Below are 16,490 nucleotides of genomic sequence, written 5' to 3' on the forward strand. Positions count from 1 at the left end.
TTACAACAGGGTCTTTTCGCCCGCCCGCGCGGACCACCCGCGGATCGGGCCGCGCTGCCGCGTCCGGTAGGTCAGCCGGGTGAACGAGTTCATCGACACGGCCAGGGCGAAGAACCGCTCCATCACGGACGCGAACAGGTACGAGCCGACGCCGACGTACTTTTCCTCGTCGAGTTCCAGCCGCACCTCTAGCCCGCGGGCGTACCCGCCGACGGTTTCGCTCTCGCCGGGCACGAAGGCCACGTCGCGGCCGGCGTCCACGGCCAGCACGCCGTCGCGAACCTGCCGTGCGATCTCGCGCAACTCCGGGTGCTGGTCGTCGGAGAAGTCGTACAGGGCCAGGTACTCGGTCAGCGCCTCGCGGCCGCGCTCCGGGTCGGTGTCCACGAGCGAGAGGTGGTTCAGCGTCAGGTGGGAGATCAGACGCCAGTAATTCATCTTGCGGATCGACTCGTCGCGGCCGACCACGTCCACCCGCTTTTGCATCGGCCGCAGGGTCGGCGTCGGCGCGCGGAGGACGCGGATGCCGGCCGGCACGACTAACCCGACCGGCCGCAGCGACCAGGTGTCGGTGTTCTCGCGAAGTTTGTGCGGCAGGTCGCGGTTGCAGCACGTCACCGCCGCGAGCGCCACCGCCTCCGCGGGAACCGTCGGGTTGAAATCGCAGTCCACGAAGTGGACGTCGATCTCGGTGCCGCGGTCGCCGAACCTCGCGCTCGGTCGGCGGCGACCGTACCAGTACCGCCGGTCCCGCTCGCGGTTCTGGTGGCGGAACGAGTAGAACGGCGCGTACGAGATCTCCTCGCCGGACGGCGTGCGGTGGTAGACGCCGTCGACGGAATAAATCTCGTACCCCTCCGGGTGCTCGGAATCGGGCACGAGCGGGTAGTCGTACCGCTGGTGGGTGACGCGAATGCCCTCGGTGCTCCCCTTGCGGAACAGGTTGACCATCGGCACGCAGCCAAGCTTGAACGTCGTCGCGTTGACCGCCTGTTCGAGTTCCGGGTTGACCGCCTGGTTCAAGAACAGGTGAACCTCGACACTGTTCTTCCCCAGCACGCCGTCGGCCCGTGCCTTGTCCCAGCCCTTCAGGTCGATGAACCAGAACTTGTCGCGGTAGGCCATGAACTCGGTGAGCAGCCGGTAGCCGGGGAAGGACTGTGGCGGGTAGGGCAACAGGCCCTCGTCCAAGTCCGGACCGGTCGTCCGCTTCCCCTCGCGACTGACGCGGAAGCCCACGGGCGTCAGGGCGACTTCCGGCAACACGTCGCTGACCTTCGTCTCGCTTGGTTCCCGGAAGACGACGGCCGTGACGTTGTTCAGGAGCATCTCGTAGAGCGTTGCCGTCAGCGGACCGTCGGCGTCGATGAACAACCGCAACCCAGCCAATGCGCCCGTCGCCGGATCGGGTACGCCAAGCGGCAGTTGGGCGAACGTCTGCCCGGTCGGCAGGTCGAACCGCAGGCGTAGGCGGCCCTTGTTCCCGCCGGTCGGAATCTTCATCTTCGGCATCAGGTCGCGGATGTCCTGGTACGGCGGGCCTTTCATGACCGCCTCGGCGACGGTGACGGGCCACAGCCGCGTCGGGTAGGCCGTCCGGTACTCGCACTCGACGTTGTTCACCGGCGTGGTGCGAAACTGCGTATGGCGGGCGATGGTCAGGCCAGTGGTGAGGTCCACGCCTGGGTTCGGCACGAACTGCGCAATCAGCATGGACGGCAGCGGGGCCAAGTAGTGCGGGTAGAGCAGACCCAACAGGCCGTCGGTCAACTCCGGGAAGTCGTCGTCGAGTTTCTGCCGGACGCGGGCCGACAGGATCGCGAACCCTTGCAACATCCGCTCGACGTGTGGGTCGGTACTCCGGCCGGTCGCCTCCAGGCGCAAGAAGCCCGCTTCCTTCGGGTACTCGCGGCTGAACTCGCGGGCTTGCTCCTGGAGGAAGCGCAACTCTTGATCGTAGAACGGCCAAAGTTCGCGGCTCACGCGATACCCCCAGGGGAGGAGACGTTGTGGTGGCCCGTTGCCAGTTCCAGCATCGTATCAAACACCACGCCCTCGATGGGCGTCGGATCGACGTTTAACGTCGCGACGATGCGGAAGTACGCCGCCCCGATGCGGTACCCCTTCGGCTGCTCGGCCTTCACCTCTTCCAAACTTCGGGGAATGACCTGCACGTTCGTCAGCCGCGGTTCGTGAGTCTGAATGACGTCCAGGATGTGCTCGGCGATCTTCAGCCGTTCGTGGGGCGACGACCCGTCCTGGTGCGTGGCGTCCCGCAGGCCGAAGTTGGCGATCGACCGGGAGACCATGTCCAGGCCGGCGAAGTACTCGTCCGGGGGCCGCTTGGTGTTCAACAGGTCTTCGAGGTCGCGGAGGACGGCGACCTCCGTCTGGGTGAGCGAGTAGCGGCACCGGTTGGCGGCAATCGTCGGATCGGTCAGGCGGTTGAAGAACGACGGGGGGTAGTCTTCCATACGTCTACTCTGGCCGGTCGGCGGGGGAACCGCAACCACAAAATGAAACCAGCCCACGCCGGGGCGTGGGCCGAAGGGCAATTGCGGGAAGAACTTAGACGGCGTAGTCGGCCTTGTTCTTGACGCGGCTCCAGGTGGTAATGACCGGGCTCGAATCGATCGAGCCGTCCTTCTTCTGGGCCTTGTACTCCATCTTGTACGCCCCGACGACGAGGCTGTAGTTTTCCGTCGGCCGGTCGTCGCCGCCGGTGGCCCCGCTCGTCGAGTACGACGACACCGCGACCATCTTCATGTTGAGCGTCAGGTATTCCACTTGGCCGCCGTCGCCGGTCGCCTTGCGGCAGTGGATCTTGGCTTCGTCGAAAGTCTTCCCGTTACACATGTTCAGGAACAGCTTCGACGAAGCCTTGCTCATGAGACAGGAGAACGAGAAGTCGGAGAAGTCGACCTTGCCGCCCGACGCCCCGCTCACTGCACTGCTGATCGTGATGGGGTTGTTGCCCCCGAAGCTCCAGCTCAACACCTCGATGGTGTTGGGGAACTGTTCGTCCGTCGATTCGCCGGGATTGTCCTTGATTTCCAGGAAATAATCACTCGCCATGTTCAACTCTCCTAGGTGCCGGACGTTACCCGGCGGTGATGAAGGACCCGGGCCACGGATGTGACGGCCCGGTGCCTTCGGAAAATAGAACCCTCACCGATGACACACCGGTTCAGGACTTCTTCTGCGGTAGTTCGGCGACCAATCGCATGGACGTCGCCAGACCTTCGAGTTGGAAGTGCGGCCGCAAGTGGGCGACCGCCTGGTACCAGCCGGGCTTGCCCTTGACTTCGGTGACCGACACCGAGGCCGCCGCCAACGGGCACTGGGCCTTGGTTTCCGGACCGACGTCTTCGGGGTTGCTCACGACGTAGTTCCCGATCCACTGGTTGAGCCACTTCTCCATTTCGCCCCGTTCGGCGAACGACCCGACCTTGTCACGGGCCATTGCCTTCAGGTAGTGGGCGAACCGCGAGACGCAGAGCATGTAGTTGAGCTTTGTCGAGAGCTCCGCGTTGGCGTTCGCAGACGGGTCGAAGTACTTCTTCGGCTTCTGCGAGGTCTGCGAGCCGAGGAACACGGCCTTGTCCGTGTCCTTGTAGTGCAACAGCGGCAGGAAGCCGAGGCCGCTCAGTTCCGCCTCGCGGCGGTCCGGGATGAGCACCTCGGACGGGCACTTCGCCGTCTTGCCGCCGGCCTCGTTGAACACGTGGAGCGGGAGCCCTTCGACCTGCCCGCCGCCCTCGACGCCGCGGGTCCTCATGAACCAGCCGTCCTTCGCGTAGGCCGCGGTAGTGCGGGCCGCGAACGCCCAGGCGGAGTTCATCCACAGGTACTTGTTGTGGTCCGTGCCGTCCACGGATTCCTCGTAGTTGAACTCGTCGACCCGCTTGTCGGTGAGGCCGGTGCCGTAGGGCAGGCGGCCGAGGACGCGGGGCATCGTTAAGGCGACGTACCGGGAGTCTTCCGACTCGCGGAAGCTCTTCCAGGCGGCGTACTCGATGCTCTCGAAAATCTTCTCCAGGTCGCGGGGGTTGTTCAACTCGGTGAACGAGTCCAGGTTGAACATGTCGTGGCCGGCGGCCGCGACGAACGGCGCGTGAGCGGCCCCGGCAACGCCGGCGAGTTTTTGGAGCATCGCGACGTCTTCGGCCGACTTGCCGTCGAACTCGTAGTCGCCGACCAACATACCGAACGGACTACCGCCGAGAGTGCCGTACTCGGCCTCGTACACCTTCTTGAAGAGTTGGCTCTGGTCGAACTCGATCGCCCGCTCCAGGTCTTTCGAGAGCGTCCGCTTGTTGATGTTCAGCACCCTGAGCTTCAAGCGGGCGCTGGTCTCGGACTGATCGACCAGGTACTTCACGCCCCGCCAGGTGCCTTCCAACTTCTGGAAGTCCGGGTGGTGGAGGATTTCGTTCAATTGCACGGACAACTTGCGGTCGATCTCGGCCTTCCACGCCTGGATGGTCCGTTCTACGTCGCCGGAGACGACCGACCCGGGCTGAGCCTCAAGGGCGGAGCGGATTACCGCTTCGATGAACTGCTTGTTCTGCTGCTTCTGGGTGTCCGACTTCGGCTTGGTCGCGTTCAGAACTTGGTCGAGTAGCCCGCCCCCTTCAGTCGTCGTGGTTGCGGCGGCGGATTCACTCGCGGCTTTTTGTTCGGCCATGGCTTACTTCGCCTCCCCGGTGTTCGCGTCGATGCCCATTTGCTTGGCGAGTTCTTGCACCTTCTCGGTGTTCGCCAGAACATCTTGGAGGACGGATTCCAATTGGCTGTTCGTGCTGATCCGCGAAAGCACTTCGTCGAGGCGCTTCCGCATTTCTAGGAGTTCCTTGAGCGGCGCGACCTGTTCGGCCACCTTCGCCGGTTCGAAGTCGTCCATCGACCGGAACTGGATTTGCGTCCGCAGTTTCGTGCCGTCGTCGGTGAGCTTGTTGGCCACGCTCAGGTTGAGCATGGGGGCCGCGTCCTTCATGACGCTGTCGACGTTGTCCCGGTCGATCTCGACGAACTTCCGGTCCTTCAGCGCGCCGAGTTCTTTCTCGTCCCGGTGGCCGGACAGGCCGGCCATGATGCCGACGACGAACGGCAACTCGCGCTTGACCATCGCCCCGTTCGTTTCGACGTCGTACGTGATTTGCACGCGCGGCGAGCGAACGCGGTCTAACTTGTGTTGAAAGCTTTCGGCCATGGGGTTTACCTCTGAGAATCGAGAGGCCCGACCGGCTCCGTCGTTCGATCCCTGAAGCTATACGGGGCCGGAGAGGGGGCGGTTTTCCGGCCCAAAAGAATTGTGGCCGGACGCCCCGTTCGGTGCTGGAACTGACCTTATCTAACGGCTTCGGATGGCGACATGCAAGTGAATTCCCGGAGAAACCGCCGGGCTGAAATGCGATCGCCCCGGTCCTAGGAAACCGGGGCGATCTGGATTTGTCTCGGGGGTCAAGGGCTTCTCTAGTTCGAGGAGACCGAGCCGCCGGCGACCGACCCGCCACTCCGGAGTTGGGTGAACGGCACCAACACGCGCGGGGTGTTCGGGTTGGCGAGAATCAGGTTCGGATCGGTCAAGTCGACGAAGTCCGAGTTTTGATTCAAGACCGTCTGGTACATCTGGTTCGAGCCCTCGGACGCGAACGTCGTGTCGTTCCCGTTGACCACGTCCAGAGTGCTGCCGTGCGTGAACTTCAGCACTTCGAACGCCGCCCCTCGCGGCCGGCTGACGAGCACGCTTCGGTTGCCGCCGCTACCGTCGGCACTCGATCCGAAGGAAATACTGCCCACCCCAAGGTTGTTCGTCTGGTCCGTCGAAATCAGCCCGGTGGAATTCGTGAAGGCGAACGTGTTCACGATCGTCGGCGGGTCTTGCGACGTGAACAATGCCGCGCTCATGTCCTGTGTCCCCTGGAAGATTCTCAACCGCGGCCCGCCGTTCGACCCGGGGGCGGTCATGAGGTCGTCGATGGAATCCGAGTCGTACCGACCGGCGGCCACCAGCACGCCGCCGCGGTACGACGGTTCGTAAGCGAAGAAGTCGTTCAGGACGGCCAGGGTGTCCAGGACGTGCGCACCGTCGTAGATGCGAACCCGAGGGCCGCCGAGTACGCCCGCCCCGGCGATGATCTCCGGTCGGCCATCGCCGTTCAAGTCGCCGACCGCCACGTTCACACCGCCCCGGAAGCTGAGCTCGTAGGCGGGGAAGGAGATGAGTGGCTTGAAGTTATTGAAGACGGTCAGCCCCTTGCTCGGATCCCCATTGCCCTTCGCGTCGGTGATGGAAAACACGCGAATCACCGGCCCGCCGCCGACACCGCTGCCGACCACAATTTCGGCCCGGCCGTCGCCGTTCAGGTCGGCGACCGCCACGTTCACGCCGCCGCGGAAGGTTTCCTCGTAAGCGAAGAACTGGGTCAGGATTTGACTCGGCTGCAAGGCTCCGAGGTTAATCGAAGCCCCGGGCGGCAGGCTCGTTAGCACGGCCCCATCGACGACCGTCACAAGGGGCGCGTCCCCGGCCCCGTTCGCGATGATGAGGTCCGCCGTGCCGTCGCCGTTGACGTCGCCGATTGCCAAGGTCGGAGCCTTGAAGGACGTTGACGAACTATTCAGGACCGGTGAGACGACGAACGCATTGTTCGTAATCCCCGTCCCGCTGATGTTCCCGCCGAGCGGGGACACGTTCGCCCCCTTGTCGGTGATTTGGCTAATCGCCAACCGGACGACGTAGCCCGAGGCGTCCGTCGACCCTTGCCGGGGGGCCGTCTGGACGGCAAAGGCTTCAACGGAGAGACCGCCGAGGGTCTCGATCGACTCGAAGGTGAGGGGTTGGAAGCCGGTGAAGGTGTAGACACCGTTCCCGTTACCCGACGTCGAGAGCGAGATGCCGGTGACGCCCTTGAACAACGGGTTGAGCGTGTCGAACGGGGCAAACGCCGTTCCATCGGAGGTGACCGGCAAGTTTCCGTTGACGAACAGCTGTGCGGTAGACAACGGCCGCACGGTGAACACGTCCTTGAACCGGTTGGTGAGTGTCGGATCGCCGCCCACGAGTGGTTGCCCCAGGACGACTTTACTCGCCGTGGCCTCGGCCGCGAACGTGACGTTGAACGACGGCACGGTGGGGTCGGTGACGCCCGCCGGGAAGTCGAAGCCGAAGTTCACCTGTACCGTGCCGCCGGATCCAACGTCGAGGAGTTTCGTGGTGGGCGCGTTGCCGACGCGGGCGACCGGGTCCACCGCCGTGAAGTTGCCGCTCGTCGAGAGGGTCACCGATCCGTTGTTGCCGACCCGGATGGCCGTTGCCGGACTGGCCGGGTTCTCAAAGGCGATGACCAAGTCCGTCTTATCGCGGACGTTGATCGACCCGCCGCCGACGTTGGCGAAAACTTCCCCGGTCGAAACGAACGTCGTGTCGCCGGCCGCCGGGGGCGTTCCGGCCGTGAACGTGTTGACCGGACTGTTCAGGTTGAACGTCAAGTTCGTCCCGTCGCCGCGGAGGTAGAGTTTCGTCGTCGACAGCCCGGCGAGGGCGTTCGGCTGCGTCACGCTGCCAGTGGTGCCGGTCAGACCGAGAACGATCGGCGCGTTCGGGGCGGAAACATTTCCGTTGAACACGATCGCGTTTGTGTTGATATTAACCGCCCCTCCGGTCTTGCCGCCCGTCACGCCCGTGGTTCCGTTCGCGGTCACGTCACTGAAGGTCGTCTTCCCGGTGCCGGTCGTCTGAACGATCTTGTCGCCAACCGTCACCGCCCCGTTGAACGTGACGTCCACGCCGTCGTCGATGAGCACCGTCCCCGAGTTCACGACCCCGTTGAACGTCAGGCTCTTGCTGAACTTCTGCTCGAACACGCCGCCGTTCGTCTCCACCGCCCCGCCGAACACGACTACGTTCCCGTTGTCCACCTGCACGACCGGCGACGTCACCGTCGACGCGAACTTCGCCGCCCCCGTCACGTTCCCCAACTCCACCCGCGTCGCCGCCGCCACCGCACCGTTGAACGTCACGTCGCCCGCGTTGTCGATCAGTACCAACGGCGACGTCACCGCACCGTTGAACGTCGTTGTCCCGGTCGCGTTCACCTGCTCGACCCGCGTCGCTGCCACGACCGCACCGTTGAAGGTGACCACGTTGCCGTTGTCGATCAGAACCGTCGGCGACGTAACCGGACCGTTGAACGTCGTCGTGCCGGACCCGGCCACTTGTTCGACCTTGGAGAGCGTCGTGACCGGGCCGTTGAAGGTCGCGTTGTTCGTGTTTACGATCTGGAGGCTGCCGTACTTCTTGTCGGACGCCACCCCCTTACTCGCGGTGATGTCCACGTTCGGCCCGCCGATGACCAGATCGAAGCCGTCGATCGTCGGGGCCAATTCGTCGAGGAAGTTGATCGCTCCGCCCGTGGCGATCAACTGGGTGCCGTTGACCGATGTCACCGCCTTGTCGCCGTAGGACTGGAGGGTCGCCGTCTTCACCAGGCCGCCGTTGATGAGCGTCAGCCCGCCCGCGTCGGTCACCAGTTTCGAGAGGGCGGTCGTGCCGCCGACGGCCTTGTTGAAGACCGTGTTGCCCGCGGTGTTGGCGGTCAACCCGCCGGGGCCGTCGATCGGCCCATTGAAGGTGATCGTGTTACCGGTCGTGGCCGTTCCCGCCACGACGGCGTCCCCGGTCAGGACGACCGGGTTCACCGCCGTCTGGGTCACGTGCTGACCGGTCAAGGTGGCCGACCCGATGGTCAGCGTGCCGTTGTTCGTCACGACGAGGTCGCCGCCGGCCGTCAAGTTCGCGTTGGCCTGGACGGTGATGGCGTTCCCGATGACCGTGAGGTTGCCGTTCACCGCCAGCGGGCCGGTCGCGGTGATCGCATCGTCCGGTGCGGAGATCGTGAGGTTCGTGTTATTGTGGGCGTTCGTGCCACCTGCGATGGTGACGTTATCGGCACCGCCGTTGTTCGGGTCCGTGGCGATGATCACGTTCGTGTTGTTCGACAGGCGAACGACCGGAGTGGTCGTGCCGGCCACGGCAAGGGCGTCGGTCGTGATCTTCCGCGTCTGCGAAGCACTGCTATTGTTGATCGTGACGTTCCCGTCCGGAACCATCAGGTTGACGTTCACGTTGACGATGCCGCTGATGTCGACTTCCGAACTGGTTTCGAGGCCGCTGTAGGTGATCGTGCCGCTATCGACGACGACCACGCCGGACAGGTCGGGGCCGATCTTGTTGGTGGTGAGGCTCGCCGCGTTGTTGGCGTTCCCCACGACGGCCAACCCGAAGTCCGCATCGGCACCGCCGTTGAACGTGATGCCGCCGGCCGGGATCGGCGAACCGTTGCTGAAGTCGGCGATCAGCGTGTCTCGCCCCGCCAAGCCGTTGAACGTGAAGCTCGGCACCGGGGTGACGATGACCGCCGGTTGGCCGTCGAACTGGTAGCTAAGTGGTGCGCCCGGCGTCCCCGTGGCCCGGACCGTCACGCGGTCGTCGCCGTTCGTGCCGTTGAGGGTGAACGTCCCGGCGTTCAGAACGGTAATCGTCTCGATGTTCACGTACGAAACCGGGGCACCGGCGGTGTCGAACGAGTTGACCGTCGCCGTGACCACTTTGTTCTGCGCGTCGAATTCCAGGACGTCGCCCGGTGCCGCGGTCGGGTTCTTGCCGTCGATGGCCACGGGCGTCGTGTACCCGGTCACTCGGAAGGTGTCCGCGTTGGCGTTGCCAACGAGGGTCGTCGCCATCGCGGTAATCGTCGCGGTTCGCAGGTCGGCGGTCGCCGGTCCGCTGTTGTCGGTGTCGATCGCGATTGCAATGGTCTTGTTCAGTGCCGCGGACAGCACCGCACCGACGGCCGTGAAGTCGTCGCCGCTGTTGAGGGTGATCCCGCCGGCCGTGGCTTGGACCGTGGCCCCGGAGATCGTAAGGTTCTTGCCCGCCGTCGCCGCGGTGCCGGTGGCCGATTGGACCGTCGCCGTCGGCGAGACGGTGAGGTTAGTCCCCGCCGTCAGAGAAACACTGCCAGCCGTCGATTGAACCGTGGCCGCCGACCCGATGGCGAGAGCCTTGCCCGCCGAGAGCGTGGTGCCCGCCGCCGATCTCACGACGGCCATCGTCGCGACGCTCAGGTCGTTGCCCGCCGTCAGAGCGACGCTGCCGGCCGTCGATTGGACCGTAGCCGCCGACCCGATGGCGAGGTTACTGCCCGCCGTCAACGTGGTGCCGTTGGCCGACGTCACCGTCGCCGTCGGCGCGATGGTGACGGTGTTGGTCGCCGTCAGAGTAACACTGCCGGCGGTCGATTGGACCGTGATGCCACTGGGCACCGTGAGGCTGTTGCCCGCCGTGACCAACAAGTTCGCGGTCGTTTTCGCGTTCGCCACGGTCACGTCGTTCGCGTCGTTGAACGTGACGCTCTTCGCCTGCGGGACGGTCAGCGCCTGCACGTCGTTCGCGGCGGCGAGCGTGTAATCGCCCGCGTTGTTCGCCTCACCCAACGTCAGGAGGCCGGTCGTGATCGCCCCAGTCTGCGTGGCCGACGTGCCCGCGACGAGGGTCACGTTCGCGGCCTTCAAGGTGTTGTTCAGGGCGATCGTTCCCGCGAAGTAACTCGCGTTGCCGGTCGTCGTGACGGCTCCGGTCTGCGTGATCGTCTTGAACGGGCTGGCGGACGTGCCGAGGTTGATGTTGGCGACCGAATTGAGGCCGCCGGGGCCGACGGTCAGCAGATCGTTCGCGGTTCCCTGGTTGACGTTGAGGTTCGCCGTCGGCTTCGTAAAGCTCGTGTTCACGAACGCCACACCCGTCAAGGTGCTCCCGGCCCCCGCGTCCTGAAGCGTGGCGTTGTTCGCCGCCACGGTCGGCAGGTTGAATGTGAGGTTCTGGACCGAGGCGACGTTCAGTTGTGCGCTCTCGGCCCCGGTGTAGTTGATCGCCCCCAAGTCGGTGGCCAGCGAACCGTCGGTCGCGTTCGTGAACGTGTCGGTGATGTTCGCGTAATTGCCGCCAGTGAGGATGAGCGTGTCGCCCACGCTCTGGTTGCCGCCATTGAACGTCAGTGTGCCGCCGAACGGCGTGTTCCCGTTGGTCGGGTCGGTTCGGTCCACGATGAGGGTGTCGTTCCCGGCGTTGCCGTTGAACGTCACGCCGCCGGTGGGGATCGGGTTGCCGCCGCTCATGTCGATGATGAACGTGTCGTCACCGACCGTGCCGTTCAGGACGATCGCCGACGGCGTGGCCGCGAAGAGGTCCTGGGCGATCAGGGCGTTGTTGAGGAAGAGCTGGACGTTCGCCCCGTTGCGGACGAGGCGGTAGGTGCCGGCCACGGTCGCGTCGTACGTCCGCACGACGGCGTCGTCGTTCTGGATGGTGAACACGTTGACGAAGTTAGGCGTCGGGACGGACGTGTTGGCGGTCGTGTAGTACCGGACCTGGCCGCCGGTGCCGTCGATCGTGTTCGTGCTGTTGAGTGTGAACTCGACCGTTTCGTCGCCTTCGTTGGTCAAGTCTTCGAAGATTTGCAGCGGGACGGTCTGGTTGAAAGTCAGGCTCCCGGGAGCGTCGGCCGGGTTGAACGTGACGGTGGTCGAGCCGGTGATGACGTAATCGCCGGCGGTGACCGGGCCGAGGGTGGCCTTGCCGGCCACGGTCCCGAGGAAGGGATCGACGGTCGTGACGATCTGCCGGTCGAGGCCCGGCGTGCCGACCGAACCCGCCGACGGCACGATGGTCAGCGTCACGTCGAAGGACGCGGGCGCATTATCTTCCAACGCCGCGTTGGCCGGCGCGAACGAGAGAACGGCCAGATCGTTGTCCAGGATCGTCCCGGTACCGGTCGCGGTGCCGATCGTCACGGAGCGGTTCGTCACGAGGTTCGAGATCGTCGCGGTGAACGCCTCCGTACCCTCGACACGGGCGTCGTCAACCGGGTTGACGGTAACCGTCTGTGCAGTCACGCCGGGGGCGAACGTCACCGTCAGGCCGTTGACGCCGATAAAGTCCACGCCCGGTCCGGCCGCAGCCCCGGCGATCGCCGTGCCGTTGGCCGTGTTGAACGTGACCATGACAGTCGTATCGACCTGGTTGGTGAGCGTGACGTTGAACGTGATCACCCCGCTTTCCGGAGACACTTGGCTGTCGATGTTGACGGTCGCCGAGTCGTCGTTGACGATGGTCCCGGTCGCCGTCCCGGTGGCGTCGATCTTCGACGCGGGGATGAGCGGGTTCGTCGGCACGACAGTATTGAGCGAAACGGTGAACAGTTCGCTCGCCTCGACGACGTTATCGCCGTTGATCGTGACCGTGAACGTCTGCGTCTCACCGGCCGTGCCCGCGAACGTCAGGGTGCCCATCGTGGACACGAAGTCGTTATCGCCGACCACCCCACCGGAGGTGCTGACGGCCGTGCCGTCGGTGGTCTTGTAATTGACGGTGAACCCGCCCTGAACGGGGTTCGACAACGTCACGGTAAAGGTCATCGGCCCGCCGTTCTCGGCCTGCACGACGTTCTGAATCGTAAGGGCGGTGCTGTCGTCGTCGGTGATGCTCCCCGTCCCGTTCACCTTCGTGAACTTCGACGTCGGGATGAGCGGGTTCGTCGGCGTGACGACACCGAGTTGAGCCGCGAACGTCTCCGTCGGCTGCTCGACCGTGGAGTCCGGGTTGATCGTCACCGTGAACGTCTGAACCTCCCCGACCGTCCCCGCGAACGTCAAGACGCCGCTCGCCGTCGTGTAGTCGCTCCCCGCATTCGCCGTCCCGTCCGCGGTGTTGTACGCCACCGTGAACCCGCCCTGCACGGCGTTCGACGACGTCACCGTGAACATCAGCATCGTCGACCCGCCGGTGCCTTCGACAATCGTCGGGCTGCTCACCGTCAGCGTCGTCATGTCGTCGTCGAGAATCGTGCCGACGCCGTTCACCTCAATGAACGCCGAAGTCTGTACCGTCGGGTCATTCGGTGTTACGGTCCCGAGTTGGCCGAGGATCGTTTCGTTCGCCTCGACGATCTTATCCCCGTTCACCATCACGGTGAACATCTGCGCCTCGCCGTCTGTTGCCCCGGTGAACGTCAGCATCTGCCCGGCGCCACCGGCCGGCAACGCGACGTAGTCGCCGCTGCCGGCCGTAGCCGTGCCGTCGGCCGTGTTGTACGCGACCTGGAACCCGCCCTGGACCGCCTTGGACGACGTGACGGTGAACGTCAGCAGGACCGTGCCGGCGTCCCCTTCCGTCACCGTCGAAGTCGTGCTGACGGTCAACGTCGTCTTGTCGTCGTTGGTGATCGTACCCGTCGCCGTCCCCGCCCCGAGTATCATCACGTTCCGCCCACCCGCCGCCAGCGCACTCAACGTCGCTGTGAACGTTTCATCGGGTTCCACCAGGGTATCTTGGACCGTGTTCACAGTCGTCGACCCGGTCAGCTGGCCGGCGAGGATGGTGATCGTCTTCACCGTTGTGTCGAAGTCCGTCGTCGCCGTGGCCGTGTCCGCCCCGCCCTTGCTCGGCGTGAGCATGACCGTCACGTCCACGTCCACCGGGTTCGTGAGCGTCGCTGTGAACGTCACAGCAGCCCCTTCCATCGCTGACGAATCGGCGATGCTCACCACCGCCGCGTCGTCGTTCAAAATCGTACCCGTCCCCGTCAGGCTCGCCCCGCCACCCGAGAACGTCACGTTCCGCCCGCCCGCCGCCAGGTTCGACAGGATCAGGCTCAGCGTCTCGTTCAGCTCGACCGTGCCGTCCGCCGTCGTGGCCACGTTGATCGTGAACGCCGTCGTCGAGTTCGCCGCGAACAGCTGCACGTTCCCGTTCGCGACCGCCGTGTAGTCGGCGTCCGCCACCGTCGCCGTCCCGTCCTGCGTCTTCCGGTCCGACGTCACCGCCGAGTCCACCGGGTTGTCGATCGACACGCTGAACGACAACATCCCCCCCTCCGTCACCGAGGGGCTCGAAATGCTCACCACCGCCGCGTCGTCGTTCAAAATCGTACCCGTCCCCGTCAGGCTCGCCCCGCCACCCGAGAACGTCACGTTCCGCCCGCCCGCCGCCAGGTTCGACAGGATCAGGCTCAGCGTCTCGTTCAGCTCGACCGTGCCGTCCGCCGTCGTGGCCACGTTGATCGTGAACGCCGTCGTCGAGTTCGCCGCGAACAGCTGCACGTTCCCGTTCGCGACCGCCGTGTAGTCGGCGTCCGCCACCGTCGCCGTCCCGTCCTGCGTCTTCCGGTCCGACGTCACCGCCGAGTCCACCGGGTTGTCGATCGACACGCTGAACGACAACATCCCCCCCTCCGTCACCGAGGGGCTCGAAATGCTCACCACCGCCGCGTCGTCGTTCAAAATCGTACCCGTCCCCGTCAGGCTCGCCCCGCCACCCGAGAACGTCACGTTCCGCCCGCCCGCCGCCAGGTTCGACAGGATCAGGCTCAGCGTCTCGTTCAGCTCGACCGTGCCGTCCGCCGTCGTGGCCACGTTGATCGTGAACGCCGTCGTCGAGTTCGCCGCGAACAGCTGCACGTTCCCGTTCGCGACCGCCGTGTAGTCGGCGTCCGCCACCGTCGCCGTCCCGTCCTGCGTCTTCCGGTCCGACGTCACCGCCGAGTCCACCGGGTTGTCGATCGACACGCTGAACGACAACATCCCCCCCTCCGTCACCGAGGGGCTCGAAATGCTCACCACCGCCGCGTCGTCGTTCAAAATCGTACCCGTCCCCGTCAGGCTCGCCCCGCCACCCGAGAACGTCACGTTCCGCCCGCCCGCCGCCAGGTTCGACAGGATCAGGCTCAGCGTCTCGTTCAGCTCGACCGTGCCGTCCGCCGTCGTGGCCACGTTGATCGTGAACGCCGTCGTCGAGTTCGCCGCGAACAGCTGCACGTTCCCGTTCGCGACCGCCGTGTAGTCGGCGTCCGCCACCGTCGCCGTCCCGTCCTGCGTCTTCCGGTCCGACGTCACCGCCGAGTCCACCGGGTTGTCGATCGACACGCTGAACGACAACATCCCCCCCTCCGTCACCGAGGGGCTCGAAATGCTCACCACCGCCGCGTCGTCGTTCAAAATCGTACCCGTCCCCGTCAGGCTCGCCCCGCCACCCGAGAACGTCACGTTCCGCCCGCCCGCCGCCAGGTTCGACAGGATCAGGCTCAGCGTCTCGTTCAGCTCGACCGTGCCGTCCGCCGTCGTGGCCACGTTGATCGTGAACGCCGTCGTCGAGTTCGCCGCGAACAGCTGCACGTTCCCGTTCGCGACCGCCGTGTAGTCGGCGTCCGCCACCGTCGCCGTCCCGTCCTGCGTCTTCCGGTCCGACGTCACCGCCGAGTCCACCGGGTTGTCGATCGACACGCTGAACGACAACATCCCCCCCTCCGTCACCGAGGGGCTCGAAATGCTCACCACCGCCGCGTCGTCGTTCAAAATCGTACCCGTCCCCGTCAGGCTCGCCCCGCCACCCGAGAACGTCACGTTCCGCCCGCCCGCCGCCAGGTTCGACAGGATCAGGCTCAGCGTCTCGTTCAGCTCGACCGTGCCGTCCGCCGTCGTGGCCACGTTGATCGTGAACGCCGTCGTCGAGTTCGCCGCGAACAGCTGCACGTTCCCGTTCGCGACCGCCGTGTAGTCGGCGTCCGCCACCGTCGCCGTCCCGTCCTGCGTCTTCCGGTCCGACGTCACCGCCGAGTCCACCGGGTTGTCGATCGACACGCTGAACGACAACATCCCCCCCTCCGTCACCGAGGGGCTCGAAATGCTCACCACCGCCGCGTCGTCGTTCAAAATCGTACCCGTCCCCGTATCGTCACCTACAGTATCCCCGGCGCTCGTCGCGGTGATCGTGACCGTAAAGTCTTCGTCCGCCTCGACCGTCTGATCGCCATTGATCAAGACGGACACCGTGGTCGTGTCCGTCCCATCGTCAATCTGACCAGCCGCGTTGGTGACCGCGTCATAGTCCGAACCCGCCGTCGCACTGCCATTCGCGGTGGAATATGTAAACGTGATCGGCGTCCCGGCAGCTTTGGCGTCCGAAGTGACCGTAAACACCAGCATTTGCTGGCCGGCGTTGCCTTCCATAATGCTGGCATCGGCGATACTAATGACCGCCGGAGTGCTGCGGTCCTCCAACGTCACCAGGTTCGGTTTCGCGAGCATGGGCTTGCCGCTGCGACGGGTGGTTCGACTGGTCGGACGGGGGAAGAGCGAGTTCAACCAGTTAGCGGCCATGTCGTACGACTCCGGCGGTGTAAAGCGTGTGGTGTGTTCAGAATCCGACTTCAGCGTTTTTTTCGAAATCGCGGGAAACAGATTCTATCACGGTTATGAATGACCCGAAATCTCTTCCCAAACAACCCCGTTTACATGCTATAGATGGAACAATCCGGCGACTCAGTCGCTAAAGTTGTCCCAAAGCACGCAATCGAACCTTCCTACTACGACGAGAGTGGCGGAGGGATTGATTTTATCCCCGTTCTGATTTCCCTTGTTGTGGCCGGGTC

General features: G+C 64.8%; 6 protein-coding genes. All 6 read right to left on the minus strand.

What is annotated here, in order from left to right:
* The gene (gene tssF / locus PX52LOC_RS33185) at positions 1-1,983 is read right to left on the minus strand and encodes a type VI secretion system baseplate subunit TssF (protein ID WP_149114102.1); all 1,983 of its coding nucleotides are present in this window, start codon (positions 1,981-1,983) and stop codon (positions 1-3) included.
* On the minus strand, positions 1,980-2,474 hold the full coding sequence (gene tssE, locus PX52LOC_RS33190; protein ID WP_149114103.1) for a type VI secretion system baseplate subunit TssE: 495 nt from the start codon (positions 2,472-2,474) through the stop codon (positions 1,980-1,982). The genes tssF and tssE overlap by 4 nt, the downstream gene beginning before the upstream one ends.
* Before the next feature lie 94 nt (positions 2,475-2,568).
* On the minus strand, positions 2,569-3,075 hold the full coding sequence (locus PX52LOC_RS33195; RefSeq protein WP_149114104.1) for an Hcp family type VI secretion system effector: 507 nt from the start codon (positions 3,073-3,075) through the stop codon (positions 2,569-2,571).
* Positions 3,076-3,187: 112 nt separating this feature from the next.
* Complete coding sequence (tssC, locus tag PX52LOC_RS33200) at positions 3,188-4,687, minus strand: type VI secretion system contractile sheath large subunit (protein WP_149114105.1); 1,500 nt, start codon at positions 4,685-4,687, stop codon at positions 3,188-3,190.
* A 3-nt stretch (positions 4,688-4,690) separates the two neighbouring features.
* Positions 4,691-5,212: a type VI secretion system contractile sheath small subunit gene (gene tssB / locus PX52LOC_RS33205; RefSeq protein WP_149114106.1), complete on the minus strand. Its 522-nt coding sequence runs from the start codon at positions 5,210-5,212 to the stop codon at positions 4,691-4,693.
* A gap of 263 nt (positions 5,213-5,475) precedes the next feature.
* Positions 5,476-16,218, minus strand: coding sequence for a beta strand repeat-containing protein (locus PX52LOC_RS33210; protein ID WP_149114107.1), 10,743 nt, complete (start codon positions 16,216-16,218; stop codon positions 5,476-5,478).
* Positions 16,219-16,490: the final 272 nt, after the last annotated feature.

It is taken from the genome of Limnoglobus roseus (assembly GCF_008254045.1).
Classification (GTDB): Bacteria; Planctomycetota; Planctomycetia; order Gemmatales; family Gemmataceae; genus Limnoglobus; species Limnoglobus roseus.

Bases quoted from the DNA above. Each gene is read 5' to 3' on its own strand.
- tssE (WP_149114103.1), bottom strand. From the start codon at position 2,474: ATGGAAGACTACCCCCCGTCGTTCTTCAACCGCCTGACCGATCCGACG.
- PX52LOC_RS33195 (WP_149114104.1), bottom strand. From the start codon at position 3,075: ATGGCGAGTGATTATTTCCTGGAAATCAAGGACAATCCCGGCGAATCG.
- tssC (WP_149114105.1), bottom strand. From the start codon at position 4,687: ATGGCCGAACAAAAAGCCGCGAGTGAATCCGCCGCCGCAACCACGACG.
- tssB (WP_149114106.1), bottom strand. From the start codon at position 5,212: ATGGCCGAAAGCTTTCAACACAAGTTAGACCGCGTTCGCTCGCCGCGC.
- PX52LOC_RS33210 (WP_149114107.1), bottom strand. From the start codon at position 16,218: ATGGCCGCTAACTGGTTGAACTCGCTCTTCCCCCGTCCGACCAGTCGA.